At 58.2% G+C, this 26,166-nt stretch carries 24 protein-coding genes and 5 pseudogenes; 15 read left to right on the top strand and 14 right to left on the bottom strand.

Annotation, left to right across the window (positions count from 1 at the left end; all coding sequences use genetic code 11):
- Positions 1 to 67: 67 nt before the first annotated feature.
- A pseudogene (locus AO277_RS20465) lies at positions 68 to 694 on the bottom strand (YebC/PmpR family DNA-binding transcriptional regulator); the annotation flags it as partial.
- A 325-nt stretch (positions 695 to 1,019) separates the two neighbouring features.
- On the opposite strand from AO277_RS20465, the gene AO277_RS20460 reads away from it, so the two are divergent.
- A complete protein-coding gene (locus AO277_RS20460) occupies positions 1,020 to 2,660 on the top strand; it encodes a type VI secretion system Vgr family protein (protein ID WP_044319973.1) in 1,641 nt (546 codons plus the stop codon).
- Here the strand turns inward: AO277_RS20460 and AO277_RS20455 are convergent.
- Together AO277_RS20455 and AO277_RS20450 are read right to left on the bottom strand one after the other, a co-directional pair.
- Entirely contained in the window at positions 2,600 to 3,373 is a 774-nt protein-coding gene (locus AO277_RS20455; protein ID WP_044319972.1) for an enoyl-CoA hydratase, read from the bottom strand. The genes AO277_RS20460 and AO277_RS20455 overlap by 61 nt on opposite strands.
- A 91-nt stretch (positions 3,374 to 3,464) precedes the next feature.
- Positions 3,465 to 4,673, bottom strand: a complete 1,209-nt coding sequence (locus AO277_RS20450; protein WP_044319971.1) for an acetyl-CoA C-acyltransferase — start codon at positions 4,671 to 4,673, stop codon at positions 3,465 to 3,467.
- A 174-nt stretch (positions 4,674 to 4,847) separates the two neighbouring features.
- Between AO277_RS20450 and AO277_RS20445 the strand changes: the two genes are divergently transcribed.
- On the top strand, positions 4,848 to 5,327 hold the full coding sequence (locus AO277_RS20445; RefSeq protein ID WP_002553242.1) for an LEA/WHy family protein: 480 nt from the start codon (positions 4,848 to 4,850) through the stop codon (positions 5,325 to 5,327).
- A 189-nt stretch (positions 5,328 to 5,516) separates the two neighbouring features.
- Positions 5,517 to 6,335: a glycoside hydrolase family protein gene (locus AO277_RS20440; protein WP_371411889.1), complete on the top strand. Its 819-nt coding sequence runs from the start codon at positions 5,517 to 5,519 to the stop codon at positions 6,333 to 6,335.
- A 37-nt stretch (positions 6,336 to 6,372) separates the two neighbouring features.
- Here the strand turns inward: AO277_RS20440 and AO277_RS29465 are convergent.
- A pseudogene (locus tag AO277_RS29465) lies at positions 6,373 to 6,688 on the bottom strand (hypothetical protein); the annotation flags it as partial.
- 553 nt (positions 6,689 to 7,241) lie between these two features.
- Between AO277_RS29465 and AO277_RS20430 the strand changes: the two are divergent.
- Entirely contained in the window at positions 7,242 to 7,484 is a 243-nt protein-coding gene (locus tag AO277_RS20430; RefSeq protein ID WP_002553239.1) for a hypothetical protein, read from the top strand.
- Entirely contained in the window at positions 7,481 to 10,222 is a 2,742-nt protein-coding gene (locus AO277_RS20425; protein ID WP_044318921.1) for a beta-glucosidase, read from the top strand. The genes AO277_RS20430 and AO277_RS20425 overlap by 4 nt, the downstream gene beginning before the upstream one ends.
- Before the next feature lie 16 nt (positions 10,223 to 10,238).
- Here AO277_RS20425 and AO277_RS20420 read toward each other — a convergent pair whose 3' ends face one another.
- The 3 genes from AO277_RS20420 to AO277_RS20410 form a co-directional block, all read right to left on the bottom strand.
- Positions 10,239 to 10,889 carry a TetR/AcrR family transcriptional regulator gene (locus AO277_RS20420; protein ID WP_002553237.1) on the bottom strand — a complete coding sequence of 217 codons (651 nt, stop codon included), beginning with the start codon at positions 10,887 to 10,889 and terminating at the stop codon, positions 10,239 to 10,241.
- Between the two features lie 22 nt (positions 10,890 to 10,911).
- Entirely contained in the window at positions 10,912 to 12,273 is a 1,362-nt protein-coding gene (locus tag AO277_RS20415) for an MATE family efflux transporter (protein ID WP_044318922.1), read from the bottom strand.
- A gap of 140 nt (positions 12,274 to 12,413) precedes the next feature.
- The gene (locus AO277_RS20410; RefSeq protein WP_002553235.1) at positions 12,414 to 12,668 is read right to left on the bottom strand and encodes a hypothetical protein; all 255 of its coding nucleotides are present in this window, start codon (positions 12,666 to 12,668) and stop codon (positions 12,414 to 12,416) included.
- Between the two features lie 153 nt (positions 12,669 to 12,821).
- On the opposite strand from AO277_RS20410, the gene AO277_RS20405 reads away from it, so the two are divergent.
- Positions 12,822 to 13,139: an ElaB/YgaM/YqjD family protein gene (locus AO277_RS20405; protein WP_002553234.1), complete on the top strand. Its 318-nt coding sequence runs from the start codon at positions 12,822 to 12,824 to the stop codon at positions 13,137 to 13,139.
- Positions 13,140 to 13,227: 88 nt separating this feature from the next.
- Here AO277_RS20405 and AO277_RS20400 read toward each other — a convergent pair whose 3' ends face one another.
- Entirely contained in the window at positions 13,228 to 13,584 is a 357-nt protein-coding gene (locus tag AO277_RS20400; RefSeq protein WP_005731759.1) for a hypothetical protein, read from the bottom strand.
- Between the two features lie 267 nt (positions 13,585 to 13,851).
- Between AO277_RS20400 and AO277_RS20395 the strand changes: the two genes are divergently transcribed.
- The 7 genes from AO277_RS20395 to AO277_RS20365 all read left to right on the top strand — a co-directional run bounded on the left by AO277_RS20395 (position 13,852) and on the right by AO277_RS20365 (position 19,779).
- The gene (locus tag AO277_RS20395) at positions 13,852 to 14,922 is read left to right on the top strand and encodes a M4 family metallopeptidase (protein WP_044318923.1); all 1,071 of its coding nucleotides are present in this window, start codon (positions 13,852 to 13,854) and stop codon (positions 14,920 to 14,922) included.
- A 21-nt stretch (positions 14,923 to 14,943) separates the two neighbouring features.
- The gene (locus AO277_RS20390) at positions 14,944 to 15,243 is read left to right on the top strand and encodes a protealysin inhibitor emfourin (protein WP_002553232.1); all 300 of its coding nucleotides are present in this window, start codon (positions 14,944 to 14,946) and stop codon (positions 15,241 to 15,243) included.
- Positions 15,244 to 15,517: 274 nt separating this feature from the next.
- Positions 15,518 to 16,147 carry a paraquat-inducible protein A gene (locus tag AO277_RS20385; RefSeq protein WP_044318924.1) on the top strand — a complete coding sequence of 210 codons (630 nt, stop codon included), beginning with the start codon at positions 15,518 to 15,520 and terminating at the stop codon, positions 16,145 to 16,147.
- Positions 16,144 to 16,758, top strand: a complete 615-nt coding sequence (locus tag AO277_RS20380) for a paraquat-inducible protein A (protein ID WP_005731755.1) — start codon at positions 16,144 to 16,146, stop codon at positions 16,756 to 16,758. Before AO277_RS20385 ends, AO277_RS20380 begins: the two co-directional genes overlap by 4 nt.
- Positions 16,751 to 18,430 (top strand): PqiB family protein, encoded by a 1,680-nt coding sequence (locus AO277_RS20375; RefSeq protein WP_044318931.1) that lies wholly within the window; start codon positions 16,751 to 16,753, stop codon positions 18,428 to 18,430. Before AO277_RS20380 ends, AO277_RS20375 begins: the two co-directional genes overlap by 8 nt.
- Complete coding sequence (locus AO277_RS20370) at positions 18,427 to 19,050, top strand: PqiC family protein (RefSeq protein ID WP_002553228.1); 624 nt, start codon at positions 18,427 to 18,429, stop codon at positions 19,048 to 19,050. Before AO277_RS20375 ends, AO277_RS20370 begins: the two co-directional genes overlap by 4 nt.
- A gap of 291 nt (positions 19,051 to 19,341) precedes the next feature.
- Positions 19,342 to 19,779: a helix-turn-helix domain-containing protein gene (locus AO277_RS20365; protein WP_002553227.1), complete on the top strand. Its 438-nt coding sequence runs from the start codon at positions 19,342 to 19,344 to the stop codon at positions 19,777 to 19,779.
- Positions 19,780 to 19,810: 31 nt separating this feature from the next.
- On the opposite strand, the gene AO277_RS20360 is transcribed toward AO277_RS20365, so the two are convergent.
- Entirely contained in the window at positions 19,811 to 20,722 is a 912-nt protein-coding gene (locus AO277_RS20360; protein ID WP_080899263.1) for a LysR family transcriptional regulator, read from the bottom strand.
- 113 nt (positions 20,723 to 20,835) lie between these two features.
- Here AO277_RS20360 and AO277_RS20355 point away from each other — a divergent pair, with 113 nt between their 5' ends.
- The gene (locus AO277_RS20355; RefSeq protein WP_044318926.1) at positions 20,836 to 21,672 is read left to right on the top strand and encodes a pirin family protein; all 837 of its coding nucleotides are present in this window, start codon (positions 20,836 to 20,838) and stop codon (positions 21,670 to 21,672) included.
- A 15-nt stretch (positions 21,673 to 21,687) separates the two neighbouring features.
- A pseudogene (locus AO277_RS20350) lies at positions 21,688 to 21,834 on the top strand (LysR family transcriptional regulator); the annotation flags it as partial.
- On the opposite strand, the pseudogene AO277_RS20345 reads toward AO277_RS20350, so the two are convergent.
- From AO277_RS20345 to AO277_RS29275, 5 genes and pseudogenes are all read right to left on the bottom strand, one after another.
- A pseudogene (locus AO277_RS20345) lies at positions 21,831 to 23,359 on the bottom strand (sodium:solute symporter family protein). The pseudogenes AO277_RS20350 and AO277_RS20345 sit on opposite strands and share 4 nt — an antisense overlap.
- Positions 23,356 to 23,616: pseudogene (locus AO277_RS20340) on the bottom strand (hypothetical protein). Before AO277_RS20340 ends, AO277_RS20345 begins: the two co-directional pseudogenes overlap by 4 nt.
- A 136-nt stretch (positions 23,617 to 23,752) precedes the next feature.
- Positions 23,753 to 24,688: a choline kinase family protein gene (locus AO277_RS20335; RefSeq protein ID WP_044318927.1), complete on the bottom strand. Its 936-nt coding sequence runs from the start codon at positions 24,686 to 24,688 to the stop codon at positions 23,753 to 23,755.
- A complete protein-coding gene (locus tag AO277_RS20330; protein ID WP_002553221.1) occupies positions 24,685 to 25,638 on the bottom strand; it encodes an aminoglycoside phosphotransferase family protein in 954 nt (317 codons plus the stop codon). Before AO277_RS20330 ends, AO277_RS20335 begins: the two co-directional genes overlap by 4 nt.
- Before the next feature lie 9 nt (positions 25,639 to 25,647).
- A partial coding sequence (locus AO277_RS29275; RefSeq protein WP_257214239.1) for a M20/M25/M40 family metallo-hydrolase occupies positions 25,648 to 26,166 on the bottom strand: 519 nt, incomplete at its 5' end.

Raw genomic sequence — 26,166 nt, 5'->3', positions numbered from 1 at the left:
TTCGGTAGTTTTTTCATCGCTCCATCCTCTCAAAGGTTGGAGTCTCCGAGAAACCCGGGGCGGTTCACATCTGCTCCTCGGTCAGACCATCCACGGTGCTTTTCGGGCGATAACCCAATTGCGCCGACTGCACGGTGAAACCAAATTCAGGGAGCGCCTTGCAAACCGCATCCATGTCTGTGGATTCGGTCAGGAACAGCGTAGCGCCCTCCTCAGCCGACTCGAAATCCTGGGCACCGGCTTCGATTGCCGCCAGCTCCGGGTCGGCATCCGCTGCTGCAGGGACAGCCTCGATCATGCCCTGATACAAAAAGTCCCACGAAACCGAGCCCGCAGCACCCAACTGGCCCTTGCGGAACAGCACGCGAATTTCCGAGACCGTACGATTGATGTTGTCGGTCAGGCACTCGACGATCACCGGTACGCGATGCGGCGCAAATCCTTCGTAAGTCAGACGCTCGAAGTTGACGCTCTCGCCCAGCAGGCCTGCGCCTTTCTTGATGGCACGCTCCAGGGTTTCGCGCGGCATCGAGGCCTTTTTGGCCTGTTCCACTACCAGCCGCAGACGCGAGTTCATGTCCGGGTCTGCGCCAGCGCGTGCGGCGATCATGATCTCCTTGGACAGCTTGCCAAACGTGCGTCCCTTGGCATTGGCTGCCGCTTCTTTATGCTTGACCTTCCACTGTGCGCCCATGTCTGCTCTCTTGATTCGCTAGGCACCTCGCCGCCTGCGTCTGCACGACTGACAGAACGCGGCGCTGGCAAGGCGCTGAAAAAGGGTCACCGGCAAATATCCTGTCCGGCGCGGCGCATTTTATACGCGATCACGGCAGATGAAACCCCCGCCGCGCACATTGCTCGAACCAACTCGCCAAGATGGCTGCCAATCGGGCCGACGGCAATCATCCGCTTTCCATCACTGCTTGTAGTCTTTTTCCGAAAAACCTTGCAGCAATGCTTTTAGGCCAAGGTATTCCGTAACCTGCGCACCCTGATTTTGAAGGTAGAGAGCCCCGCAGATGCGCAAGGACCTGCAAATGCCAATCATACTGGCGATTACCGACTGCCAGACGGATCTGCATGTCATCAGCTTCACAGGCCGTGATGCTCTCAATGAAGCGTATCGCTTCGATATCTGGCTGATCGGCGCCCCTCTTCTGGATGTGCGCAGCCTGCTGCACCGAGAAGCGTTTTTGAGATTCGGTGAGCGTCGCAGCGGTGTGCATGGCCAGATCTGCCATGCGGCCCGAATCCACAGCGGGGTTCGTGTGAGCCTTTATCACCTGATCCTGATGCCCAGCCTTGGCAAGCTTGCAGCCCATCGGCACCGGCGCATCTATCAGGATATTGCGCCTCCTCAGCTGATCGCTCAGTTGCTTGAGACACACGGTATTGGCGCAAACGCTTACCGCTTCGAGCACATGAACGGTCTTTACCCGGCCAGACCGCTGCATATCCAGTACGACGAAAGCGATCTGCACCTGCTGCAACGCCTGTGCGAGGAAGAAGGCATTCATTTCCGTTTCGAACATCGTCAGAGCGGCCATCGGCTGGTGTTCTCGGATGACTCTGCAAGCTTTCCGGCACAGCCAGTACCCTTACGGTTCAAGCGTCAGGAACAGTCAGGCACATCGACCGGGACGCTCTTGCACATGGCAGAAGTGCTGACGCTTCCAGGCGTTTCGCGACAACCCGCTCCAGGCCTGAAACAGACGCAGCCCCCCTCGTCAAAGCACGACGAGAACGCCAGAACACCCGCAGCCAATCATGCATTTCAACCGTCAGGCGTTCTCGGCCCAATCAGCCAGGAAGAGGCGCTAGGTCGCCAGCGCGGCATGCGCGAGCTGGAGCGCTTGCGCTGCGAACGGCGCGAGGTCAGCGGGCACAGTAACCGGTCTGGCTTGCGCAGTGGCGAAGTCATACAGGTGCTTGATCACCCGGAGCCATTGCTTAACGACCAATGGTTGCTGACCGAAGTGCTGCACGCAGGTCGGCAATTACAGGTGCTCAGAGGGGCCACCGCCCATGATGCCCTGGCAATCCTGCGCATCCTCACCGACGAGCAGCGCTCATCACCCGCAGCCGCACAGCTATCAGGCAATGGCTATGGCAACCGTTTCAAGACCATCCCCTGGGCGATGCCGTTTCGCCCTTCAGCCAGACATCCTCGACCGGCCGCCACAGGCGATCATATAGCCACGCTGCAAGACAGCGACACGTACGCAGAACAGCCCGGCTACCGACCGGTTCGTTTCGACTGGCAAGCGCAACACCCGGAAGACCGAACCACCCAGCGCTGGCCGATGGCGCTGGTGGCCTGCCGCGAGATTCATCAGTTGCTGCCTGGCTCACGCGTACTGGTCCGTTATCTGGACAGTCATCCCGAGCGCCCGGTTATCTGCGCAGCCCTGCCACCGGCTGAATACGCCTCGCAAGACAGTCTGTGGCACGGCGACCAGTCTGCAAAACCAGCCGATTGCATTCGACTTGCGAGCGGCCGGCACCTGCGCGTTACAACAGGCAGCGAGTTGATTGTTCACGGGCAGGCGGCAGAGCTGCACATTGATGCGCAGCACATCCAGATTCTGGGTCGCGTAGATCAGCAGTCCTTGAAATCCGGCTGGCGCTTGTCGATAAACGCGTTCATGCCCTCCTTCTGATCGTGACTGGCGAAGGCTGCGTGAAACACCCGGCGCTCGAACCGGATGCCTTCGGCCAGACTGACCTCGAACGCGCGGTTGACGCTCTCCTTAACCATCATCGCCACCGGCAGGGACTTGCCGGCGATCACCGCCGCTACCGCGAGGGCTTCCGGCAGCAACTGCTCAAGTGGCACTACCCGCGCAACCAGCCCGGCACGTTCGGCTTCGTGAGCATCGATCAGGCGACCGGTCAGGCACATTTCCATGGCTTTGGCCTTGCCGACGGCGCGAGTCAGACGCTGCGTCCCGCCCATGCCCGGCAACACACCGAGATTGATCTCCGGCTGCCCGAACCTGGCGTTTTCAGCCGCCAGAATGAAATCGCACATCAACGCCAGTTCACAACCGCCACCCAACGCAAAACCGGCCACTGCCGCCACGATGGGTTTGCGCCGCGCGGCCACCCGATCACTTTCGCGAAACAGGTCGTCGAGGTAGATTTGTGGGTAGGACAGGTCGACCATTTCCTTGATATCGGCACCGGCCGCAAAGGCTTTTTCCGAACCGGTCAGCACGATGCAGCCGATGGCACTGTCTGCTTCGAACTGGTCGAGTGCGTGGTTCAACTCGTCAATCAATTGAGCATTCAATGCATTAAGTGCCTTGGGACGGTTCAGCGTAATCACGCCAACCTTACCTATAATCTCACTTAGAATTGTCTCGTAAGACATTGATAAATATACTTTTAAATTAATAACCATGCACAGGCATAAAACCTAGAATCTACATTCAAAAAAAACCGTAACTCTTTGAATAAATTATCTAATCGATGATTTCAATGGCGACGGCGGTGGCCTCTCCGCCACCGATGCAAATCGCTGCCACCCCGCGCTTGAGCTGCCTGCGCTGCAAAGCCGCCAACAGCGTCACAATGATCCGCGCGCCCGAAGCGCCTATCGGATGACCCAGCGCGCACGCCCCACCGTTGACATTGACCTTCTCGTGCGCAAGGCCCAGTTCACTCATCGCTACCAGCAGCACGACTGCAAACGCTTCGTTGACCTCGAACAGATCGACGTCATCCAGCGCCCAGCCTGTCTTGCTCAGCAGACGCTGAATGGCGCCTATCGGTGCGGTTGGAAACAGGCACGGCTGATCAGCAAATGCCGCATGTGCGTAAAACACCGCCAAGGGCCGCAACCCTCGCCGCTGCGCCTCGGACTGACGCATCAACAGCAGTGCTGCGGCGCCATCGGAGATTGAGCTGGAGTTGGCTGCCGTAACCGTGCCGCCCTCGCGAAAGGCGGGTTTGAGCGTCGGGATCTTGTCCGGACGCGCCTTGGGCGGTTGTTCATCGTGAATGATCTGCCTGGACTCTTTACCCACGGTGACCTGCACCGGCACGATTTCTGCGTCGAAATGACCGTCGGCGATGGCCTCCTGCGCGCGGGCCAGTGACGCCAGAGCGAACGCATCCTGCGCCTCGCGACTGAAACCGTTCGACCCGGCGCAGTCTTCGGCGAAGGCACCCATCAGCCGACCCGGCTCATAGGCATCCTCAAGGCCATCCAGAAACATATGGTCCAGCACCTTGCAGTGCCCCATGCGGTAGCCATTGCGAGCGCGATCCAGCAGGTAAGGTGCATTGGACATACTCTCCATGCCGCCAGCCACTACCACCGCCGTGCTGTCTGCCATCAACAGGTCATGGGCCATGATTGCGGTCTGCATACCGGAACCGCACATCTTGTTGACCGTGCTGCACAGCGTCGCATTGCCTAGCCCGGCCCCGAGCGCAGCTTGTCGGGCGGGCGCTTGACCGACGCCCGCCGGCAGCACGCAACCAAACAGCACATGCTGCACGTCTGCACTTTCAATGCCTGCCCGCTCAACGGCCGCGCGGATGGCGATCGAACCCAGTTCTGTGGCACTCAGGCTCTGCAGATCACCCTGAAAACCGCCCATGGGCGTGCGCGCAGCGCTGACAATGACCACAGGGTCTTGATGAAGGGGTGTCCTTTCGATGGACATGATTATCTCCAGTCTTGTTTTTATAGGATCGGTCGAATCATCAACCTGCTGCCTTGCGGACGCAATGGTTGAAACAGGCAGATTAGCGGGTATCCCGGCATTGCGCCCGACAGGACGAATCTCTCATGGCAGACGAGGTCTGAAGATGACTGAACCCGACGCTGGAGCACACGAATGTCGCTACGCCCGATCCGCGCCCTGCTCTCAGGCCTGCTTATCCTTGGTTTGAGCGCGTGTGCACTCATCCCCCATCGAGACCCGCTGACGATCAACGTCGTCGGTATCGAACCCGTTCCCGGGCAGGGACTTGAACTGCGCATGGCGGTCACATTGCGGGTGCAGAACCCGAACGAAACCGAGATCAACTACACCGGCGTGGCGCTGGATCTGGACGTGAACGGTAAGCTGCTCGCCTCTGGCGTGAGCAACCAGAAAGGCACTGTAGGACGCTTCTCCGAGGCGGTGCTGGTGGTGCCGGTCAGCGTGTCGGCGTTCGCCGCCTTGCGCCAGGCACTGGGGCTTAGTCAGAGCCAGCGTTTGGACAATCTGCCCTATACGCTTCGCGGCAAACTGGCTGGCGGCCTGTTCGGCACGATGCGCTTCAGTGACAGCGGCACGCTGGATTTGCGCCAGGCCGAGGGAGATCCCTGGTAACCAGTCATTACGGGTAGTAATGCCTGTCAGGGTTTGGCAGCGTAAACGGGGCGATACAGGTGGCATGCTTTCTGCTGGCTGACTGCTGAGCATGCTCCATGCCTCCCCATCCTCAAGGAAGATTTGCCAATGACCCCGCAGAACCCGTCAGCACGTTTTTTCCCGACCTTTCTGTCTCTTGTGACGCTGATGCTCAGCCTGTGCATGGCACCGACATGGGCGGCAGAAAAAAGCGCCAAGCGCGGCATTGCCTACGACATCGCCCTGCCCGCCGACCTGAGTGCGTTATCTTCGGGCGTGAGCTGGTGGTACAACTGGAGCCCCAAGCCCCACGACCGCCTGGCGTCCTACGACTACGCCTCAATGTACGGTGTGGATTTCATCCCGATGGTATGGAACGGCAACGTTGACGACGGTCAATTGAAGCAATACCTGCTGGCCCATCCCGCCATCCGCTATTTGCTGGTGATCAATGAGCCGAATCTGCTCGACCAGGCCAACATGACGCCCGAAGCGGCGGCCAGTTTCTGGCCGAGGCTGGAACAGATCGCTGCCCAGACCGGCGTAAAACTGGTGGGGCCAGCGATGAACTGGGGAACCATGCCGGGCTACGGCGACCCGGTGGTATGGCTTGATGCCTTCTACACAGCCTATCGATCGATGAATCAAAATCGCGACCCGCGCATCGATTACCTGGCTTTTCACTGGTACGACTATGGTTTGCCAGGAATGCTCGATCGGCTGTCGAAGTACGGAAAACCCCTCTGGGTCACCGAGTTCGCCAATTGGCACGCCCTGGATGACGGTGCGCAGATTGATACGGTCGAAAAGCAGAAGCAGCAGATGGCCGAGATGGTCGCCACGCTTGAGCAGCGCACGGACGTGTTCAGGTACGCCTGGTTCACTGGCCGGATGAACCCGGACCCGCACTTTTCCAGCCTGTTGAACAATGAGGGTAAGCTGACCGAACTGGGCCAATACTACCCCTCGTTGCCGTATAACGAGTGACACTGCGTTGAGTGACCACGGGGTCTTCACAGCTGGCAAGCGAGGCTGCGCCAATCTCGGTCAGGCCACTGATGATGTGCTGGGTATAAGGAAATGACTGATCGGGCTCCAGGACTCTTGCGGAGACCAGAAGCCCCTCCCTGACCAGCGTGTCGACCGCTCCCACAAACGTGGATGGCCGGGGCACGAGCGTACGCGCGCACCAGCTCCCGGTAGATCTGACCAAACGTAAGCTTTTGGGGTTTGCTCAAGCACAATCGCTTGACGATGCTCAAGATCGCGAGGTCAACGCGTGGACATTCGTAACTCACCGCATTTGCCTTTAACTTAATGAAGCCTGACGCGCAAAACAGTGGACACCCGATACCGTTCTTCCCGACCTGCACAACACACGCTCAACCTTAAATAAAGCCGTGCACAAAGCGTCAATTTTTGCACACTTTTTAGAACACTCTATTTATTGAAGCGCATTCAAAAACAATCATTGAGCCCATCAATCTTTTATAGAACCGCCCTGAATAGACTATTAGTCGCTTGTGTTGAACGCACGTAAAAGCGTCAGAATGAAAAGCTTACCAGATCACTAAACCTAACGACAATTAGGTTTACTAATAAGCAATTAAAACCTAAAAATTCCAATTTTTTTAACAATTAAAACCAATTTAATAGCAAAAATAGCTATTTAAACTCGTAAAAATCATCATCCCAATTTTTTTTCGTCAAGAAAAACCTGATGAAGGCCAACTGACATCATTTAATAAAAATAAGGTTAGTAATACTTTATCTACCGGTGAACTTTTTACTGTCGCGTTGGACTTACTGTTCAGCCAAGCGATGTGTCATTGCGACAGCCGTCTGTTTTTCTCCTGCAAACCATTAATCGAGATGCAATCGATGACTAGAACCATGCTGTCTGTTTTCAGTGCAGTACTTTTGTGCGCGCACAGTGTCTGCGCACTGTCAGCGGACTCAACTTCCAGCACAAATACCGCTGTGTCCGATCAACAGATCCGGACGCAGGTGGAAGCCAAGCGCGACCAGTTATCAGGCGCTGACAAGATCAACCCGGCTCAACAACAGAGTTCGTCGTCCCTGCTCGAAGCGCCAGTGGACACCGACGACGCCCCTGCCCAGGCACAACGACCATGAACAACCTCAATCAACCGATCACATCGACCGGAAGGACACTTGCCTTGTCAGCCTTCAAACAGACGCTGAGCCTGAGCCTGCTGACGTTCAGCGTCATGCAGGCCAACCTTGCGCTCGCCGCCGTGACCCCGGCGACCGGTAACGCAGTCGAAGCGCGCGTCAGCTCGATTCTCGACAACATGAACCAGTCGGAAAAGATCAACTTCACTCGCGTCGACGACGGCCACATGATCCCTTCCCTGCTCAAGTGGGGCATCAAGGGCACCGTGGCGTATGACTCGTCCATGGGCGTACACGTCAACAATGCCACGTTCGGTGCTCAGTACCCTTCGCAGTCGGCGCTGGCAGCGACCTGGAGCATCAACCGGGCCAAGGAATTCGGCCTGGCCATCGCTTATGAGACACGGATTTCCGGCGGCCAGCAGATGCTGTCGCCAGGCGTCAACCTGTACCGCACGCCCTACAACGGTCGTTCGGCAGAATATGTCAGCGGTGAGGACCCGTTCCTCGGCGCGGTACTGGCACCGGCCATTGTCAACGGCATTCAGGCCCAGGGTATCCAGGCCAGCGGCAAGCACTACCTGGCCAACGAGCAGGAAGCCAATCGTCAGGCAGTCGACATCAAGGTCGATGAGCGCACCCTGCGTGAGCTGTACCTGCCGGGCTTCGAGTCGATGGTGAAGAACGCCAATGTCGCCTCGATCATGTGCGGTTTCAACAAGGTCAACGGCGACTATGCCTGTGAAAACCATCACCTGATCACTGAAGTGCTCAAGGGCGAATGGGGCTATCAGGGCATGGTCATCAGTGATTTCAACGCCATTCACGATGCGTTCAAGGGCGCATGGGCCGGTACTGACATCGACATGCCATCCGGCCTGCAGTTTACCGAAGCCAAACTGCTGCCTTACCTGTGGAGCGTGCAACTGACCCAGAACGTGATCGACGACAAGGTCAAACGTAACCTGCGCGCCATCGTCAGCTACGACCTCCAGGAAAACCTCAACACCGCCAAGACTCTGGAGCATCCCGAGTACGGCATGCGCGCTGCACTGAATACCGCGCGCGAATCCATCGTATTACTGCGCAACGAAAACACCGCTGCGGGCAAACCGTTGCTGCCGCTGGCGCGCTCGGCGAAAATCGCTGTGATTGGCAACTGGGCCCACGATGTCCCTGCATCTCCTTTTGGCACTGCGAACTCGCCGCCCAACAGCTATGTAACCGAGCTGAGCGGCCTGCAGCAACTGGCGTCCAGCAGCTCCGATGTCACCTACCTCTCGGAAATGAGCCTGAATCCGGCCAGTTCGGTGTGGTATCAGCCAGCAACCGGCGACAACGGAATCAGCAACGCCGGGGTAAAAGCCGAGTACTTCTCCAACACCACCTTTTCCGGCGACCCGGTGCTAACACGCGTGGAACCAGGCTTGAACCTGAACTGGACCACCGGCAGCAACGTCACCAACGCAGGCAGTACTGCGGTGTCTGGCTTCAGCCCGTCACCCGGGGCATTCTCGGCGCGGTTTACCACCACCATCAAACCAACCGTCTCGGGCGCTCAGATGTTCAAGGTGCGAGCAGACGGCCCTTACAAACTGTGGGTCAACGATGAACTCGTTCTGCAGAGCGATGGCGTGCCTTACTCCGGTGACGTAGTGAACGCGCTGACAACGTCGGGGAAAACCGCAGCATTGTCGGCTGGCAAGACCTATAGCGTGAAGCTGGAATACCAGCGTGTACAAGGCAACTTTATCCCTGTGCTGGGTAGCCTGACGGGCGTGCAGATGAGCTGGGCGTCGTTGCGTCCGCCAAAAGACCTGTCGAAATACGATGCAGTCGTGGTTGCTACAGGGAACACGTCCGAGAACGAAGGCGAAGGCTCTGACCACGGTTTCGATCTGCCCGATCAACAGGCTGAGCTGATCAGCTTCGTTGCCAAGGCCAACCCCAACACCATCGTCGTCATGCACGGCGGCGGCGTGGCCAACATGCAGCCTTGGGCAAACAAGGTGGGCGCTACGCTGCAAGCCTGGTTCCCGGGCCAGCAAGGCGGTCAGGCGCTGGCTGAGATCCTCTATGGCAAAGTCAACCCGTCGGGCAAGTTGCCGGTCACGATCGACAAGAAAATCGAGGATAACCCAAGCTACGCCTCCTATCCGGACCCGGCTGCCTATCGCGGCAGCAATCCGCTGACCGAAATGACCTACAGCGAAGGCCTGTACATGGGTTATCGCGGCTATGACAAGAAACACGCCAAGCCGCTCTACCCGTTCGGTTACGGCCTGTCCTACACCACGTTCAGCTACAGCGACCTGAAACTGTCGACCAACGTGCTGACGCCGGGCTCGACAATCGACGTCAAATTCACCGTGACCAATACGGGTGACAAGGCAGGCTTCGAAGTGGCACAGCTATATGTGCAGCCGGTCAAACCTGCGGTGGACCGTCCGGAGAAAGAACTCAAGGGCTTCACCAAGGTGTACCTGCAACCCGGCGAGAGCAAGACTGTCAGCGTACCGATAGACTCCCGCTCGCTGGCCTACTACGTCGACAAGACGGCAAGCTGGGACGTGGACGCCGGGAAGTTCAAGATTCTCGTGGGGGCAGACTCGGAGAACCTGACCCTCAACAGGACGCTGATCACCCTGTACCCGGAAAAACTGACCACTCGTGACAGCAACCCGCTGCCACTGCCACTGCGCAAGGCAGTACAGGTCAGCGCGGCACAGACTTACTGATGCACCCCGTCAAGGCTCAGGGATGAGCCTTGATATCCCTGCCCAGACGCTGCACGTAGATATCGAAAACCGCCATGACGTCGACGTCTTGCGGGCTTCTCAGCCACTGAATCTGCAAACCGTCCATGACCGAGAAGATTTCCTGGGCCAGGGCTTTGACATTGATGTCGGCACGCACTTCTCCCGCCTCTATCAACGCCTGCAAATGGCCGCGTGCATGCTCATGAGTCAGCTGGAATCGCTCGCGATGCCATGTCCACGCAGGGTGCGACTTCGACAGGCTCTCGGTATTCATCAGCAGTGCCGCCTGACACTCGTCGGCATTCTCGATACTGAAGCTCATGCTCAGCTTCAGAAATTTCAGAAACCCGTCAAGCGTCGGTTCGGTCACCAGATCCTGAAAGCGTGACGTAACCCGCTGATCCCTGCGCTCCAGCAACGCAGCGAGCAAGGCTTCCTTGTTGGGGAAATGGTGCAGCAAGCCGACGGTGGTGATGCCGGCAAGCAATGCAACCTCGCGCATTGATGCACTCGAATAGCCGTCCCTGGCGAAAACAACCGTGGCGGCATCCAGCAAGGCCTTTCTGCGCATGTCACCCTTGGGCGCACGACGGCGCTTGGGCGCAGCTGTTTCTTCGGATTCATTCCCTGATTCTTCGATAACCATAAAAACCTGATAACGCCTTGATTCAATGTACCCCGATGCTGGTAACCGGGGCCCTGCTGGTAAAAAACCGCTTCGCTGTCAGTGAAGCGGTGGTGATGGAGATCAGCGCAATGATCGCATTACCGGTAAACATGCCAGGCAATGCACCACTGCTGCCGAACCAGTGAATACCGGCGAATACGAAGGGCACTGTACCCGCTGTTGCCCTGAGCCAGGCAAACACCGCCACCCACCATGACTTGTTCATGGTTATGAATACGGCGATGGCGACGAAATCCAGACCAATCAAAACCCAGAGGCCGCCGCCCCACAAGCAAAAGGCCATGAACACAGCGCGGGCCTCGGCTCCTAGCTGGTAGAGATCGGCAATCATGCCGCTACACAGCACCAGCATCAACCAGACTGCAAGCCCGTAACAGACCACCAGCCGCCGGGTAAAGATGACCGCAGAGCGCACGCGATCGTCGCGGTTCGCACCAATATTCTGGCCAAGCACCGGGGCCAGCGCGCCAGGCAAAGCAAAAAAGGCGCAATACGAAAACTGCAGGACCCGATCCAGCACCGCCATGGCGGCCAGGGCGGAGGTGCCGAATGCCGAAAGCGAGGCGACAAGATAAGCCAAACCGACCGGCGTCGCCAGATTCGCCGCCATGGCAGGAAGCGCAAGCCTGAAGGTACGCACGGCATGCAGGCGCAGCAGTTTCAGATTGCGCGTGAAAACCATCCCTATGCGGCTGCGCACCCAATACAGCCCGATGGACGCGGACACCGCTGCCGATATGGCAAAGGCGATGCCTGCGCCGTTCAGCCCCAGGTCCAGCGCAAAGATAAACAGCGGGTCTGCGACCGCCAGCGTGGCGGCCGCTGAGAGCACCACTGCCAGCGCCCGACGGTTATCACCGGTGGTTCTGAGCATCTGCGCCGACATCTGCATCACGGCCTGTAGCACGGTAAAAGGCAGTGTCAGCCAGATGAAACTGCACGCCGCCTCGTAAGTGGCCGCCTCGGCCCCTAGCCAGTGGGTAATCGGCACCACCAGCGCCAACTGTGCGGCAGACGCCAGACCGGCGACCATGACCACCATCAGCATGAGGCTGCCGGTCAGTCGAGGTATGGACTTGACCGCGCGATGGCCGATGCGCTCCGACAACACCGAAGTCGCAGCGATGAACACACCGGTCACCAGCGCGCTGTTGAAAAAAATCAGCACCTTGGCGATGCCGACCGCAGCCAGAAGCACAGGGTCATGCAACATCGAGACATAGACCAGCGTCAGTATGTCGACAAGAAAAATCGCAAACAGGCTCAAGGCACTGGTACTGGCGGTGATGACGATGTGGCGCGCTACGCTGCCCTGGGTGAATCTTGCGCTGGCTTGGGCCATCAATGTTCTCAAAAGGCCTGAATCAGCCCGGCATGCAAGGCATTCCCATGCAAGGGCATGAGGAACGGAAATTTGTAACCGTCATGCCAACGCTGGCACGAGCAACGATCACCGCCAAATGCGAAGGCCGCTGTCGCAGGCTACTTGCTCGCCGCCACCAGACGATTCACTTCACTGCGAACCATGTTGGCGTATTCCGGCGGGCTCATCGTGTCCAGTTCGGAACGTACCCATTCGGACCACTTGCCCTTGCGCTTCGCGCGCTCGCCCATCAAGCGTGCAGCCTCACTCTTGGCCTTGCCCAGATTGCTCTGCCAGAGGTCGAACAAACGGGATTTCTCGTCTTCAAGAGCGGTACGTTCGGGGAGCGGCCGATTGGCCAGATTGAAACTCATCACAGTCACCTACGGCTAAAAACGGCTGCATCTTACACCCGTAAGGGGCGTTACCTGCAGAGTCTTGCGTCGGGTCATTCAAGCAATTGCAACTTTTCAGGATGCGCGAGACTCCATTGATCACTGTTGCCACCACTTGAAAGGAAGATACCCATGGCTCGTAAGACCCCTGCTCAACAAGCTGCCGATCAAATCAAGGATCAGGCATTCAGTGACCTGCAGGCACTGATCGAAGAATCCGACAAATTGCTCAAGGAAAGCGCTGCGCTGGTTGGCGAAGAAGCAGAAACGCTGCGTGCACAACTGAGCCTCAAGCTTAAGCAGGCACTGGACTCGATGGCCAGCGTGCGCGACCGCACCAAACCAGTCGTTGAAGCGACCGAAACCTACATCGGTGGTCACCCGTGGCAAACCGTGGCTATTTCTGCAGGCTTCGGCCTGGTAGTCGGCCTGTTGCTGGGTCGTCGTTGATCGACAGCCGCTGATGAGAAGCATCGCGGGCCTGGGTACGGGCCCGCAATGCTTGATGCTGTTGTAACGATGGTGTAGGCCTGATGAATTACCTTAAGCGGGCGTGCTGTACCACCGACGGCTCGGCAAACCGGTGGGATTTGCTCACTTTGGCCTGCAACAACACGCGCTGTTCCTCAGCCTGGGCCTGGCTTTCATAAGGTCCGATCAACAATTGCTGCTTACCGTCGATGTCCACGATGACTGGGGCATAACTGCGTTCCAGCAGCCAGGCACTGGTATCGCTCACCGCTTCGCGCGAATTCATCTGGATGAACCACTGTGGCGTGGAGACCGGAGCAGTAACCGCCGCATCCTGGGCTTTTTCCCTGGCGGGCGCACTCGAGTTGCCTGCATCGCATCCGGCCAGAGCCAGTACCACTATCATCATTACCGTCTTGCGCACGTAGGTCTGCTCCTCGTCTGAAGTGGCGCGAGTCTAACATTCTCGCAATGCCCGTTGATGGACTGTGTCGAGGTGTCGCATGCCCGGCCAAAGGGCTTTGGGCACTGGCCATGCGCTGTTCTCGCAACAATCAGTTATATTTTTTGCGATCACTGGTCATGTGATCAGATATTTCTTTGCATATAAACGCAACATGAAGTGTCAAACGCCTGCGACCATGTTGACCGATGGCTTGCCGCCGTTGGTGCATTAGAACAGGAGTTCATCATGTGCGACGACCGTAACCCCCTGCATTGCTTCATTCCGCCTTATATGCTCGAGCGTATGGCGCAGTCCCCAAAGACTCTGGTAAGCGCCCGGGCCATTGCCAACCTGACGAGCAGCTCGGCGTTCCTGGCATCACGACTTTCAGCCCGAACCATGCCCTCCATGCACGCGATCAAATCGCCTGACGGTCGAAAGCACTGCGTGATTCACGATGCCAAGGGAACCGACGATATTCCCGGCGCTGTGGCTCGCAAGGAAGGCCAGGCCCCGACTGGTGACAAGGCAACCGATGAAGCATACGACGGTTGCGGCGATGTCTACGATTTCTACGCGGAACTGTTCGAGCGCAATTCGCTGGACGACAGTGGCATGTCGCTGGTGTCTACGGTGCACGTCGCCGAGGTGGACTTCAATGGCGACCACGTACCGCTGAGCAACGCCTACTGGAATGGCAGCCAGATGGCGTATGGCGACGGTGATGATCTGGTCTTCAAGCGCTTCACCGGCAGCCTGGAAGTAATCGCCCATGAACTGACCCACGGGGTGCAGAGTTTCACCTCGAACCTGGATTACCGCGGACAGTCCGGAGCCCTCAACGAGCATTTCGCCGATGTCTTCGGCATGCTGGTGCGTCAATGGAAACAGGGCACCAGCGCCGCCGAGTCGGACTGGGTAGTTGGCAAGGAATTGCTAGTGCCCGCTCCTACACGACGGGGTATTCGCGACATGGAAAAACCGGGCACCGCCTATTCCAACGATCCGGACCTGGGCGATGATCCGCAACCGACAACGATGGCCGATCTGTACACTGGCGCCAAGGACCGCGGCGGCGTACACATCAATTCGGGCATCCCCAATCGGGCGTTCGTGCTGGTCGCCAAGGCGTTGGGCGGAAATGCCTGGGAAGTAGCGGGCAGAATCTGGTATGAAACGATGCTGGAGCTGGCCTCTGACAGTCAGTTTGTCGACTGCGCCAGAGCCAGCATAAAAATCGCCTCGGATTCACGCTTCGGCCCTAAAGCCAAAAAAGCCGTACAAGCGGCCTGGAAGGAAGTCGGGGTCAAGGTTTAGCCGAACACAAAGGTGCTTGAAATGAAAGTCTGTCTAGTGCAATCCGGCGGCTTTGCGGGCGCCGTCAAACGCTGTGAAGTCGATACGTCCACCCTTGAGCAGCCGGAAGCCGAGCAACTGCAGCGGCTGGTCAGTGACAGCGGCCTGAATCAGTCCAGCAGCGCGTTCAATGATCAGGCGCGGGATCTGAATCAGTACGAAATCACTATTGAGGATGAGGCCAGAGAAATCTGCCTCACGTTTGACGAACACAACGTGCCAGCGTCCGCCCGCCAGCTGCTAGGGTTCCTCAAGCAACGCGTAAAGCCCGGCAAGCTCTAGGACAGGCCTGTTTGAAAACAATACGGCGACCGATGCCTTGCAGATGAGTGTAAAAGGCATCGGTTGCCGACATATTCTCCACCCTTATTCCTGCATGTGCTCCCGCATGGAATAATGGCGCTATGACATGTGAACCACCCACCGCTATCGCGGTCAATGACGTGTACCAATACGTTGGCATGGACTGTACAAAAAAAACGCTTCACACTGCCATTAACGAGGTATCTTTTCGTGCTTCGCGTTCTCACCCCTTACCTCTGCAGCAATGGCGTCGATGAGCACTGTGCATCCTACTGAACACTCTCCTGGCCTGATCATTTGCGAGCATTGCGACTCGCTGTACGAAGCGCAACCGCTGAAGCCCGGTGAAGCAGCGTTCTGCCTGCGTTGCGAGGCACTGCTCGGGCGCGGCCACCGAATGACCATTGAGCAGTTACTGGCACTGACCGTCGCTGCGGCCATGCTTTTTGTATTCGCCAACCTGTTTCCCGTGATCAGCATCAGCATGAAGGGCCTGACCAACGAGGTCACGCTCTGGCAATCGGTTGAAGCCCTTGCCCAAGGGCGAATCACGATCATTGCGCTGGTCGCCGGCCTTTCGATTATCTTTGCGCCGCTTTTGCAGATCGCCTTGCTGTTCTGGGTGTTAGTACATGCGCACAAAGGCATCATCGCGCCCGGCTTCAGGGCCTGCATGCGCGCCCTGGAACACCTGCGGCCGTGGAGCATGCTCGAAGTGTGCATGCTCGGTATTCTGGTGGCGATCATCCAGCTGTCCGGAATGCTCGACGTGCATCCCGGCGTCGGGCTGTGGGCCATGGCCATGCTGATGGTGCTGATTCTGCTGATCGCCAACAAGGACATCCGCAGGTTGTGGGATGAACTGGGAGTGCCGCCGCAATGAACGGCATTCCCTTCGCCCATGAACACAAGCTCTGCCTGTGCCATACCTGCGGTTACGCCTGCCAGGAGGGCGCTACGCGCTGCCCGCGCTGCGACTCACCGGTACACAGACGCAAGCCCAACAGTATCAGCCGCACCTGGGCTTATCTGATTGCCGCACTGATCTTCTATATCCCGGCCAATGTGCTGCCGGTGATGTACACCAACCTTCTGGGCAACCGCAGTGAAAGCACCATCATGAGCGGCGTACTGGAGTTTTTTGAAAGCGGCTCCTGGGACATTGCCATCCTGATCTTTGTCGCCAGTGTTCTGGTGCCCTGTATCAAATTTCTGGTGCTGGGCATGCTGCTGATCACGTGTCAGCGCCGCAGCACCTGGGCGATGCGCGAGCGCGCACGTCTTTACCGTTTCATCGAGCTGATCGGCTACTGGTCGATGCTCGATGTGCTGGTTGTGGCCCTTGTGGCGTCTCTGGTTCAGTTTCGCGAGCTCAGCACCATCGAGCCGCGGATCGGTATTCTGTTTTTTGGCTTGGTAGTGGTGATGACGATGTTCGCCGCCATGAGTTTCGATCCCCGGCTTATCTGGGACGCAGAGGTTGAAGATGTCTGACAATACCCTCCCCCCGTCTGCTTCAGTGCCACGCCCTGAAGTCAAACGTCGTCGCCTGCGCGTCTCGCTGATCTGGCTGGTGCCGATCGTTGCAGCGATCATTGGCGTATCCATGGCTTTGCATGACTGGATGAACATCGGCCCGAAAATCACCGTGAGCTTCCTGACCGCAGAAGGCCTTGAGGCCAACAAGACCCAGGTCAAATACAAAAACGTGATCATCGGCATGGTTACCGATATCACCCTTAGTGAAGACCGTACCCATGTACTGGCCAGCATCGACCTGAACACCAGCGCCGCGCCGTTCACGAGAATCGACAGCCAGTTCTGGGTGGTGCGACCGCGCATCGGCGCGCACGGCGTATCGGGCGTCGACACGTTGCTGTCAGGCGCCTTCATTGGCGCCGACGCGGGCAGCTCCGAAGAGACTAAAACCAGCTTTACCGGTCTGGAAACACCGCCACCGGTCACTTTTGGTGAAAAAGGCAAGCGCTTCAAACTGCATACCGACGACCTCGGCTCTCTGGACATTGGCTCACCGATCTACTATCGACGCATTCAGGTCGGTCAGGTGGTTGGCTACGAGTTGTCCAAGGATGGTCGCGGGGTCGATATTCAGATCTTCATCAACGCACCAAATGATCAGTACATCACCACCGACACCCGTTTCTGGAATGCCAGCGGGGTCGACATCACGGTTGGCGCGTCAGGGGTGAAGGTCAATACCCAGTCGCTGACCTCGATCATCTCCGGCGGCATTGCCTTCCGCGAGCCCAACTGGAGCCCGGACTCGAAACTCGCCGACGAGAACGCCGAATTCAAGATATTCGATGATCAGGCCACCGCGCTGGCTCCGCCCGACGGAGAACCGCGCTATATCCGCATGCCCTTCAATCAGTCGCTTCGCGGGTTGACGGTCAACGCAGCGGTAGACTTTCTGGGCGTCAATATCGGCAAGGTGGTGTCGGTCGATCTGGATTACGACCCGGCGACCAAGACCTTCCCAGGTATCGTGGGTGCAGTGATTTATCCCAAGCGCCTGGGTGCGGCCGAGTCGAAACTGCAGGAACTCGGCGGCAAGGGCGATGAAGAGGAACAATCCGCCAGAGTGCTGGGAGCGTTTGTCGCCAACGGCCTTCGCGCTCAAGTGCGCAACGGCAACCTGTTGACCGGCCAGTTGTACATCGCCATGGAATTCGATCCCAAGGCACCGAAAGTGGCATTCAATGCCAAGGCCCGTCCGCTGGAAATCCCGACCGTACCGGGCAGCTTCGACAAGTTGCAGGAGCAATTGCAGGCGTTCGTCGAGAAGCTCAGCAAACTGCCGATCGACGAGCTGGCGAAGAATCTGAATGGCAGCCTGAGCGAGCTGCAGAAAACCCTCAAACAGGTGAACAGCAGTGTGCTGCCGCAGATGCGTGGCACCTTGCAGCAGGCTGAAAAAACGCTGGGCACCGCCAACGATTCATTCGCTGAAGATTCGCCTGCGCGTCAACAATTGGGCCAGGCGCTGGATGAAGTGCAGCGCACCGCTCGTTCGGTACGGGTGCTGACTGACTTCCTCAGCCGCCATCCAGAATCGCTGATTCGCGGTCGCACGGGCGATGCAGCCCCACGCTCGTTCAACGCCCCGTCCTCATCCCGAGCCATTGATCTGGAGCCAAAACAATGACCTTGCGCCTGAAACTGGCGTTACTTGCCGCAGCCCTAGGCCTGGGTGCCTGCACATCGACGCAGACCCACTATTACACCCTGATTGCGCCCATGGGCGCGGCCAGCAGCGTAGCGGCCAGACCCATGCCGTTTCAGTTCGAGATGCTGCCGGTCTTGATGCCGGTTCAGGTTGACCAGCCGCCACTGGTGGTTCGCCAGGGCAACGGCAGCCTTGCGATTCTGGACACCGAACGCTGGGGCTCGCCACTGGGCGACGAGTTTCACGATGCGCTGACGCCGCAACTTGAACGTCATTTCGGCAGCCGCGACATGGCCGGTCTGCCGAAAAACAGCGATCAACCGGTGCTTTCGGTCCGTACAGATGTACGCCGCTTCGAGTCGATGCCTGGCAATTATGCGTTGATCGATGTGGTCTGGACGCTCGGGCTTCGCGATGCAGGCGCCACCGCCGGCAGCAAGCGGCAGAGTCTGACGTGCAGCAGCGTGATTCGCGAACAGGCCGGGGAAGGCATGGAAAATCTCATCATCGCCCATCAGAAGGCCGTGTCCCGGTTAGCTGACAAGATCGCCGCAACTGCCGCCAGCTGGACCGCACAGCCCGCCTCTCACTGCCTGTAAGCCTATCGGGACGTCCATTAAAGACCTCCCGGTTTCAGGCAACATGGCTGCAGAAAGCCTTGCAAAACCGCCGTTTAAAAGCGTTCAAGTCCGTACAAAAATGTATCACCCTGTTTAATTCCTACGTACACTCTACCGCCTGTCTGGCACGTTAGTACCTGATCGGCCCGAATGCTCAGTTTTCCGGGTCTGTTGGAGTGCCTTATCGATCAGTGCCAGTAACGCTTGTTAACCCTGATGTGTGGCAACAAGCCTTTGGCTTGCAGCGGACAGTCTATCGAGGACAAACGGATGACAGGGATCGGAGCACGGCTGAAAAAGGAACGTCTGCGCCTCAAACTTTCGCAAAGCGCACTGGGCGCGATAGGTGGCGTGGAAACCAACGCTCAGGGCAACTACGAAAACGGTGTTCGCTCGCCTCGGGCAGACTACCTTTCCAGCGTCTCGAATGCGGGCGTGGATGTGGCCTACGTGGTGACCGGTCTCAGCTCACCCGCCGTCACGATTTCGAATAGCCAGGCCTGCGCTCCTCTCAACCGCGTTGTTGCTCGCCTGCACGGCAACCTGCACGACGTGACTCAGAACCTGTACCACGTGACCCGCTTGATTGAATCAAATGCAGGCGAAAGCAACGTCGACAGCGACCAGCTGGAAAACATCAAGAACGACGCAGAAGCCATTACGGTTGCGACCGTTCGGCTGATCTACATGACCTCGAAGTTGAAGTGACGCAGAGCATGTAGTGTGCCGCCAAGGCGGCTCATTGCGCCGCAAACGCCTTGTCCCTGAGTTTTTCCATGACCAGCGCTATGAATGCCGACACCGCAGGCGGCAGATGTTGCCGACTGGGATAAAGCACATGCAGACCATGACTGGTGCGCTGGTACTGCGTCAGTACCGGCACCAGTCTGCCATCGCGCAAATCCGAGCGGATGAGCGTCGCGGGCAATAGCGCAATACCAATCCCTGCCAGGGTCGCTTTACGCAATGCCTGCGCGGTGTTGGCATTGAATCGGCTGGCCATCTGCACTTCATGCATCTTCGCGTCCGGCCCGAGCAACCGCCAGACAGTGCAACCGCCGGGATGCGCCGTGCTGACGCAGTAATGCCCGTGCAGGCTCTGCAGCGAGTCCGGCATGCCGTGAGCGGCGATATACGCCGGGCTGGCGACCATAGTGTCATGCCCCTCTTCGATCAATTGACGCCCTACGTAGCCCGAATCCTGCAAAGGGCCGCCGCGAAACGCGATGTCCAGCCGGTCAGCGATCAGGTCGGCGCGCTCATCGCTGAGCACGAACTCCAGCTGAACCAGAGGATATTCGGCAAGAAAATCAGCCACCCACTCCATCGAAAAGAAATCGAAGAAATCCGCCATTGCGGCGATGCGCAGCCGACCGCCAGGTTCTTCTCGATGTGAAACAAGTTGCTCTGCGGCATCCATCAAACCATCGACAGCGCCCACACAGCGTTCGTGGAAGTCTTCACCTGCCTGGGTGAGGACCAGCTTGCGTGTCGACCGATGCAACAATCGAGTGCCCAGCTGTATTTCCAATTGCTGAACCCTGCGGCTGACCGTATTGGAAGGCATGCCCAGATGCCTTGCCGCCTGCGCAAAGCTGCCGCTGCGCACGACCTGCACAAACAGGGCGACATCGTTGAGGTCAAGCGCCACGGGGTTTATTCCTTTCATTTATGGATGAGTCCAAACCAACTATACCGACTAATCAAGCAATCCACAGAGGCTTATTCTTTGTGCTCAGGCATCAAGGCCTAGAGGACAACGCTATGAACACTATCGTCAGCATTCAGCCACGCGCCATCACCCATCGCACCAGCGGCAAAAGCCGAGGGCCTATCACTCGCCTGATGAGCCCTGGCGATCTGGGTCAGTTATTGAAGCCTTTCGTATTTCTTGATCAATTCGACTTCAAACCCGAGCCGGGAAAAAAAGGCTTCGGCATGCATCCACACTCAGGAATTGCAACGCTGACCTATATGATCGAAGGCGAAATGGCCTACGAAGACACCACCGGTAAATCAGGCATATTGCCCAACGGTGGTGTGGAATGGATGAGCGCGGGCAATGGCGTATGGCATGACGCCCAGCCGGTAAGCGATGCGCCGATTACAGGCTTTCAGCTATGGATAGCCCTGCCCGCAGCGCAAGAGAATGGCCCTGCACACAGCGTTTATCTGGCGGCGTCGCAGGTTGCGCGGCAAGGCCCGGCACAGGTGCTGCTGGGGCGTTACGGTGCAGCACAAAGCAGCATACCTGCACCACAGGGCATGAATTATCTGGCCGTAAAACTGAAAGACGGCGAGCACTGGCGCTACACGCCGCCCGCAGGTCATAGCGTCGCCTGGCTGGCGATCAACGCCGGACACCTCGACGCAGGCGGCCCGATCAGCGCTGGCGAACTGGCTATTTTCGAGGAATCGGATCGCCCTATCGACTTCGTCGCAAAAGGCGATACCCATTTCGTGCTGGGGTCGGCAGTCAAGCATCCGCATGATCTGGTCACCGGCTACTATTCGGTGCACACCAGTAAGGCCGCGCTTAATCAGGGCGAACTGGAAATAGAGCGAATCGGCGCAGTGCTGCGCGAGCAAGGCAGGCTCTGATTGAGCAGCCGCCTCCTGTTCAAAAACCGGCTACGTACTCATCTGGACAGCGGCGCACTGGAACCGATACTTGAGCCCAGGTGGCAGCGCCTCACCTGGCCGTATCTGTACTATCCAGAACGCCGCTACCTGCCCTCGCCGCTCAGGGCTTTTATCGACTAGCCCATAGCAGCAATCGGGCGCACGCCATGTCGCGCCGGTGCTGCCATGGCGAACAACTCATCAACGCGTCTGACCTCCTCCGCACTTGGCTTGATCGCAATGGCGCACGCGACAAAAATGCCCGCATTGAAGATCAGGCCGATGATGCCGCTGGTCAACGAACCCAGTGCCGGAATGTCGTCGGGGTAAATTGTGGTCAGCACAATCGCGATCACAATACCGACCAGCATGCCGGCAATCGCGCCTTGCTTGTTGCCACGACGGCTGAAGACGCCGAAGAACAGCGGCACGGCCAGCTGGATGATGCCCTGATAGGAAATCTGTGCCAGCAGTTGCAGGCGCGCGTAATCGAAGGTCAGGTACGCCAACAGCGACGCCGCCGCGATGAAAACCACCATGCCCACCTTGGCGAGAACAGTCTTCTCGCGATCACTGCGCGGCTTGCTCCAGGTCGCCAGATCGTTGGCAAACTGTGTACCGCACACCTGAACGCAGCCGTCGACATGGCCGATGCTGGCCGCCAGGACAATCATGATTGCCAGCCCCAGCAACCACGGCCCGCCGATATCGAACAGTGACAGGAACCAGCCATGCTGCGGATGCGCGGCCACGTTGGGGTCCTGACTGATTGCCGCGGCGAACAGCATCAGAATGCCGTAGAAGCCACCCACCAGCATGATGGTCAGGAGTGTGCCCTTCTTCACCGAACGCACACCGCTGGCGGTATAGATACGCTGAAAGCTCATGGGCCAGCACATGGAGCCGATCACCCCGGTAAAGATCAGGCTGAACATGTACATCGGGCCGTAAGTGCTGCCTGCGCCGCCGGGGATCACCAGCATGGTGGCGGGCAGTTGCGACAGGTTGGCGAACGACGCGTGAGCACCGAACAGCAGGAAAATGCACAGCGCGGCACACAGCACGTAGGCAATCAGCCCCTGATACATGTCGGTCATGATCAGGCCGCGCATGCCCATGCTCACCGTCCAGTACTGTCGGATCAGGATCACCACCACCCCGACCAGCAGGCAAGTGGTCACGCCCCAACGGCCAAAGCTGGCGAACTGAAAAAGCGTCGCGAGGGCCTGAATGCCCATCACCACCCAGGGAAATACCGAGATGATGCCAATGATCGAAGCAATGCGTTTGACCACCGGGCTGTTGAAGCGCATGCCCAGCAGGTCCGGCTGGGTGGTCAGGTTGAAACGCTTGCCCAGGTCCAGGCACGATTGGCCATCAGGTACATGGCGGTCACGCCGAGCGTGGCATAGACCATGCCGTAAAAGCCCAGCGCGCCACCGACAGACAGTGCAAAGAACGCAGTAAAAGTTGCACCCGGCCACCACGAGTTGGTGTAGCACATGGCGATGAACCAGGGACCGTAGGAGCGACCGCCCACCGCGTAGTCGGAAAAGCTCTCGCTCTTGCGATTGGTCGCGTACAACACGGCGATCATGCCCGCCAGGAACACGCCGATCAGGCCGAAGGTGATGTAAAGGTCCGAAACCATAGTCGTGCTGATCATTGCCCGTCCCCCTCTTGTGGAATTTCACCCAGCAGAGACTCGACCACGTACAGCATCCACAGGCCCAGCCCCATGAGCACGGCGATCAGAATTCAGTAGAAGATCGGCAGTGGCACACCGAGCACCAGCGCGGTGCTGCCACTGACCTTGAGGTAGAACGGCGGAAACAGCGCCATCATCAACAGCGCGAAGAAGTACAGGCCAAACACCAGATTTTTCAGGCGGCCGGGATTTTCAAAAGACGGAACGTTACTCATGGAGTGCTCCTTGAATTTCAGGATCTGGCTATGGATAAGTGATCGGATAAAACTCAAGCAGGAAAAGGAACACGCGGTCACCCGCTACTTTTTTATTATTGGAGTGCTTGTTACAGGTATGCCTGGAGAGGACGGGTCATGCCTGTCGCAACCAGGTTTCCCATTGCGGATCATTGATGATGCTGCGCGCGCGCATGTGCTTCCAGGTGCCGTACTTGTAAAAGTCGAAGTCCAGTTGCGACACGGCGTGCTGGACCATTGCCCAGGTTGACCATTTGATATCTGCCAACGCCTTGTTCAGCTTGATCCGCGCTACGGTTTGCGCGCTGACCTGACCGAAGTAGTCCTCGATCAGCGCCAGCTCCATCTCGTCACTGAAAAACATCTCGCCGAACCACAGCGCCAGTTCGTAATGGCGATCGTTATTGGAGGCGTACTCGAAATCCACCAGACGAATCTGACGCTCCGCGTTGAGCATGAAGTTGCCTGCCAGCGTGTCATTCATGCACGGTGCCAGATCAATTCCGGAAGCTTGCAGGGCAGCTTTTGCGCGCTGATATTGCAGGCACAACCAGTCGTCATCCTGAGGCTTGATGCCCTTGAGCTCCGCCACCTGGTTCTGGTGCTCGGCAATCATGTCGAACACGGTCTTGGTCTGTTTCAGCAACGGCTGATCGTTGAACGCCTTGAGCCCTTGCAGAGCGCCGTGGCGTATGTCGCGCTGCAGGAAGTCATGATTGGAGGATGCCCGCCAGCCCTCCATGAACTCGAACACTTCGACACCGAACGCTTCAAGAAACGCAAACACCGGCGCACCGTAGCCGGTTTGCGCCGCTTTCACACTGGCCTCGTGGGCCGTGTGGCGGTCAATGAACATTTCTGTGCCGGCGCCCGGCACCTTGAAGAAGTACGCCGTGTCGGCCCCCTCGACCTCGACCCGCCAATTAGTGTTGGAGATACCGCCGCTGACCGGCTCGTAGCCGACGCGCCGCCCCTGCCAACTGTCGATACTGCGCACCGCAGCTTCCAGTTGTCGTTCCTGGGTACTGACAGACTGCCCTAACGTTTTCATGCTCTACCCTCCTGAACCTGACGCATCCAGCCTTCCAGGCGCGGGTCCTGAACACACTGCCGGCAACGCAGCAGCGTCCATTGACCGACCTTGGAAAACTCCAGTGGCCGCACGGACGTCGTACCTGCCCAAAGCCCCCACAATGTCCAGTACCAGTCGTTGATCAGCGCATACAAGCGGCAGACGGCATAGTCGACTTCCAGACACTGCCCCGCCCATGCGCTGATCCCTTCGCGCCACTGGCTTTCAAACGAATAAAGCTCGTTGAGGGTAATCGCAACGTCGTACCAAGGGTCCATGCAGCCGCCGTAGTCGAAATCCACCAGGCGCAACCGGCCTTCGCTTGACACCATCACATTGCTGGCAACGCCGTCGCCGTGCAGCGGCACCGCCTGCACAGAGCGGGTCTGCAATGCCTGCCAGACCATGTCAACACAGCGGTCAATCCATTGGTGTTCTGCGGGCAGTGCAACGTTGTCACGTTCGCAGAGTGTGCGAAGGCGCTCGATATCCATCATCGGCGAGCGCACAACATCAGGCACAGGCCCGACATGCACCAGCCGCTTCAGCGCCCACAGCGCCTGAAGGTGGCCCGGCGCGAGCAGGTCATCGAGCCGGGCAGCACGCCAGTCCAGACCCAGATCCTCGAAAATCAGCACACCGCAGGCCGTGTCTGCGCCAAGCAAGCGCGGTGCCGCGCCGCTACGGCCTGCGCATTCACTGGCCTGCGCTGCCTTTTCGAAATCAATCAGTTGCGCCATATCGGTATGCAGCACCTTGGCGTAAACAGCGCCCTGTGCACCGGCCACTCGAAAACCCGTCCATTCGGTCGACAGCCTGGAGGGCGATGCCACGCCCTGCGTAACGACCTCGGTGTGCGCGTTCGCATCCAGCCCGCAGTTTGCCAATGCGCCGAGCAGGCGTGTGGTCAGGTCGTCAGCATATGACATGGTCAGTCCTCAACTAAACGAAGCGGATGAGGTGCAAGCCCGATACAACAGCCCGGTCAGCATGCGCAAACCGTTGCGCATGTCCTGATCGTTGGTGTATTCGGCCTCGTTATGGGAAACGCCATTGCTGCTGGGGATGAACAGCAGGCACACCGGGTAATGGCGGTTCATGCTGATCGCGTCATGACCGGCGACCGTCATGCTGTCGGCGGTCGACAGGCCCAGCTCGCCGCCTACTGCGTGCGCCAGTTCCGCAAACCCTTCATGCAGCCTGGCGGGCGGGCGCAGTACGCTGCTTTCCACCTCAAACCCGGTCATGGTCCTGTCGGCGATAGTGTGCAACGTTGCGTCCAGGCGTTCACCTGCCGCGCTCAGCAGACCGACATCGCGGGAGCGGTACTCGATCAGCAGGGAGACCCGGGAAGGCACGACATTGGGTGAATTGGGGTACACCTCGATACGTCCTACCGAGCTGTGCATCTGCAAGCCATGTTGCCCGGCTTCGTCGCGCACCGCCGTGATGGTGTG

Origin of the sequence: Pseudomonas amygdali (assembly GCF_002699855.1) — a bacterium.
GTDB classification, from domain to species: domain Bacteria; phylum Pseudomonadota; class Gammaproteobacteria; order Pseudomonadales; family Pseudomonadaceae; genus Aquipseudomonas; species Aquipseudomonas amygdali.
Note: the sequence above shows the minus strand (reverse complement) of the source record. Positions and strands in the feature narration are given on the sequence as shown.

Excerpts from the sequence above, each read along its gene's own strand:
- AO277_RS20460 (WP_044319973.1), top strand. The coding sequence starts at position 1,020 with ATGCGCAAGGACCTGCAAATGCCAATCATACTGGCGATTACCGACTGC.
- AO277_RS20455 (WP_044319972.1), bottom strand. The coding sequence starts at position 3,373 with ATGTCTTACGAGACAATTCTAAGTGAGATTATAGGTAAGGTTGGCGTG.
- AO277_RS20450 (WP_044319971.1), bottom strand. The coding sequence starts at position 4,673 with ATGTCCATCGAAAGGACACCCCTTCATCAAGACCCTGTGGTCATTGTC.
- AO277_RS20445 (WP_002553242.1), top strand. The coding sequence starts at position 4,848 with ATGTCGCTACGCCCGATCCGCGCCCTGCTCTCAGGCCTGCTTATCCTT.
- AO277_RS20440 (WP_371411889.1), top strand. The coding sequence starts at position 5,517 with ATGCTCAGCCTGTGCATGGCACCGACATGGGCGGCAGAAAAAAGCGCC.
- AO277_RS20430 (WP_002553239.1), top strand. The coding sequence starts at position 7,242 with ATGCTGTCTGTTTTCAGTGCAGTACTTTTGTGCGCGCACAGTGTCTGC.
- AO277_RS20425 (WP_044318921.1), top strand. The coding sequence starts at position 7,481 with ATGAACAACCTCAATCAACCGATCACATCGACCGGAAGGACACTTGCC.
- AO277_RS20420 (WP_002553237.1), bottom strand. The coding sequence starts at position 10,889 with ATGGTTATCGAAGAATCAGGGAATGAATCCGAAGAAACAGCTGCGCCC.
- AO277_RS20415 (WP_044318922.1), bottom strand. The coding sequence starts at position 12,273 with ATGGCCCAAGCCAGCGCAAGATTCACCCAGGGCAGCGTAGCGCGCCAC.
- AO277_RS20410 (WP_002553235.1), bottom strand. The coding sequence starts at position 12,668 with ATGAGTTTCAATCTGGCCAATCGGCCGCTCCCCGAACGTACCGCTCTT.
- AO277_RS20405 (WP_002553234.1), top strand. The coding sequence starts at position 12,822 with ATGGCTCGTAAGACCCCTGCTCAACAAGCTGCCGATCAAATCAAGGAT.
- AO277_RS20395 (WP_044318923.1), top strand. The coding sequence starts at position 13,852 with ATGTGCGACGACCGTAACCCCCTGCATTGCTTCATTCCGCCTTATATG.
- AO277_RS20390 (WP_002553232.1), top strand. The coding sequence starts at position 14,944 with ATGAAAGTCTGTCTAGTGCAATCCGGCGGCTTTGCGGGCGCCGTCAAA.
- AO277_RS20385 (WP_044318924.1), top strand. The coding sequence starts at position 15,518 with ATGAGCACTGTGCATCCTACTGAACACTCTCCTGGCCTGATCATTTGC.
- AO277_RS20380 (WP_005731755.1), top strand. The coding sequence starts at position 16,144 with ATGAACGGCATTCCCTTCGCCCATGAACACAAGCTCTGCCTGTGCCAT.
- AO277_RS20375 (WP_044318931.1), top strand. The coding sequence starts at position 16,751 with ATGTCTGACAATACCCTCCCCCCGTCTGCTTCAGTGCCACGCCCTGAA.
- AO277_RS20370 (WP_002553228.1), top strand. The coding sequence starts at position 18,427 with ATGACCTTGCGCCTGAAACTGGCGTTACTTGCCGCAGCCCTAGGCCTG.
- AO277_RS20365 (WP_002553227.1), top strand. The coding sequence starts at position 19,342 with ATGACAGGGATCGGAGCACGGCTGAAAAAGGAACGTCTGCGCCTCAAA.
- AO277_RS20355 (WP_044318926.1), top strand. The coding sequence starts at position 20,836 with ATGAACACTATCGTCAGCATTCAGCCACGCGCCATCACCCATCGCACC.
- AO277_RS20335 (WP_044318927.1), bottom strand. The coding sequence starts at position 24,688 with ATGAAAACGTTAGGGCAGTCTGTCAGTACCCAGGAACGACAACTGGAA.
- AO277_RS20330 (WP_002553221.1), bottom strand. The coding sequence starts at position 25,638 with ATGTCATATGCTGACGACCTGACCACACGCCTGCTCGGCGCATTGGCA.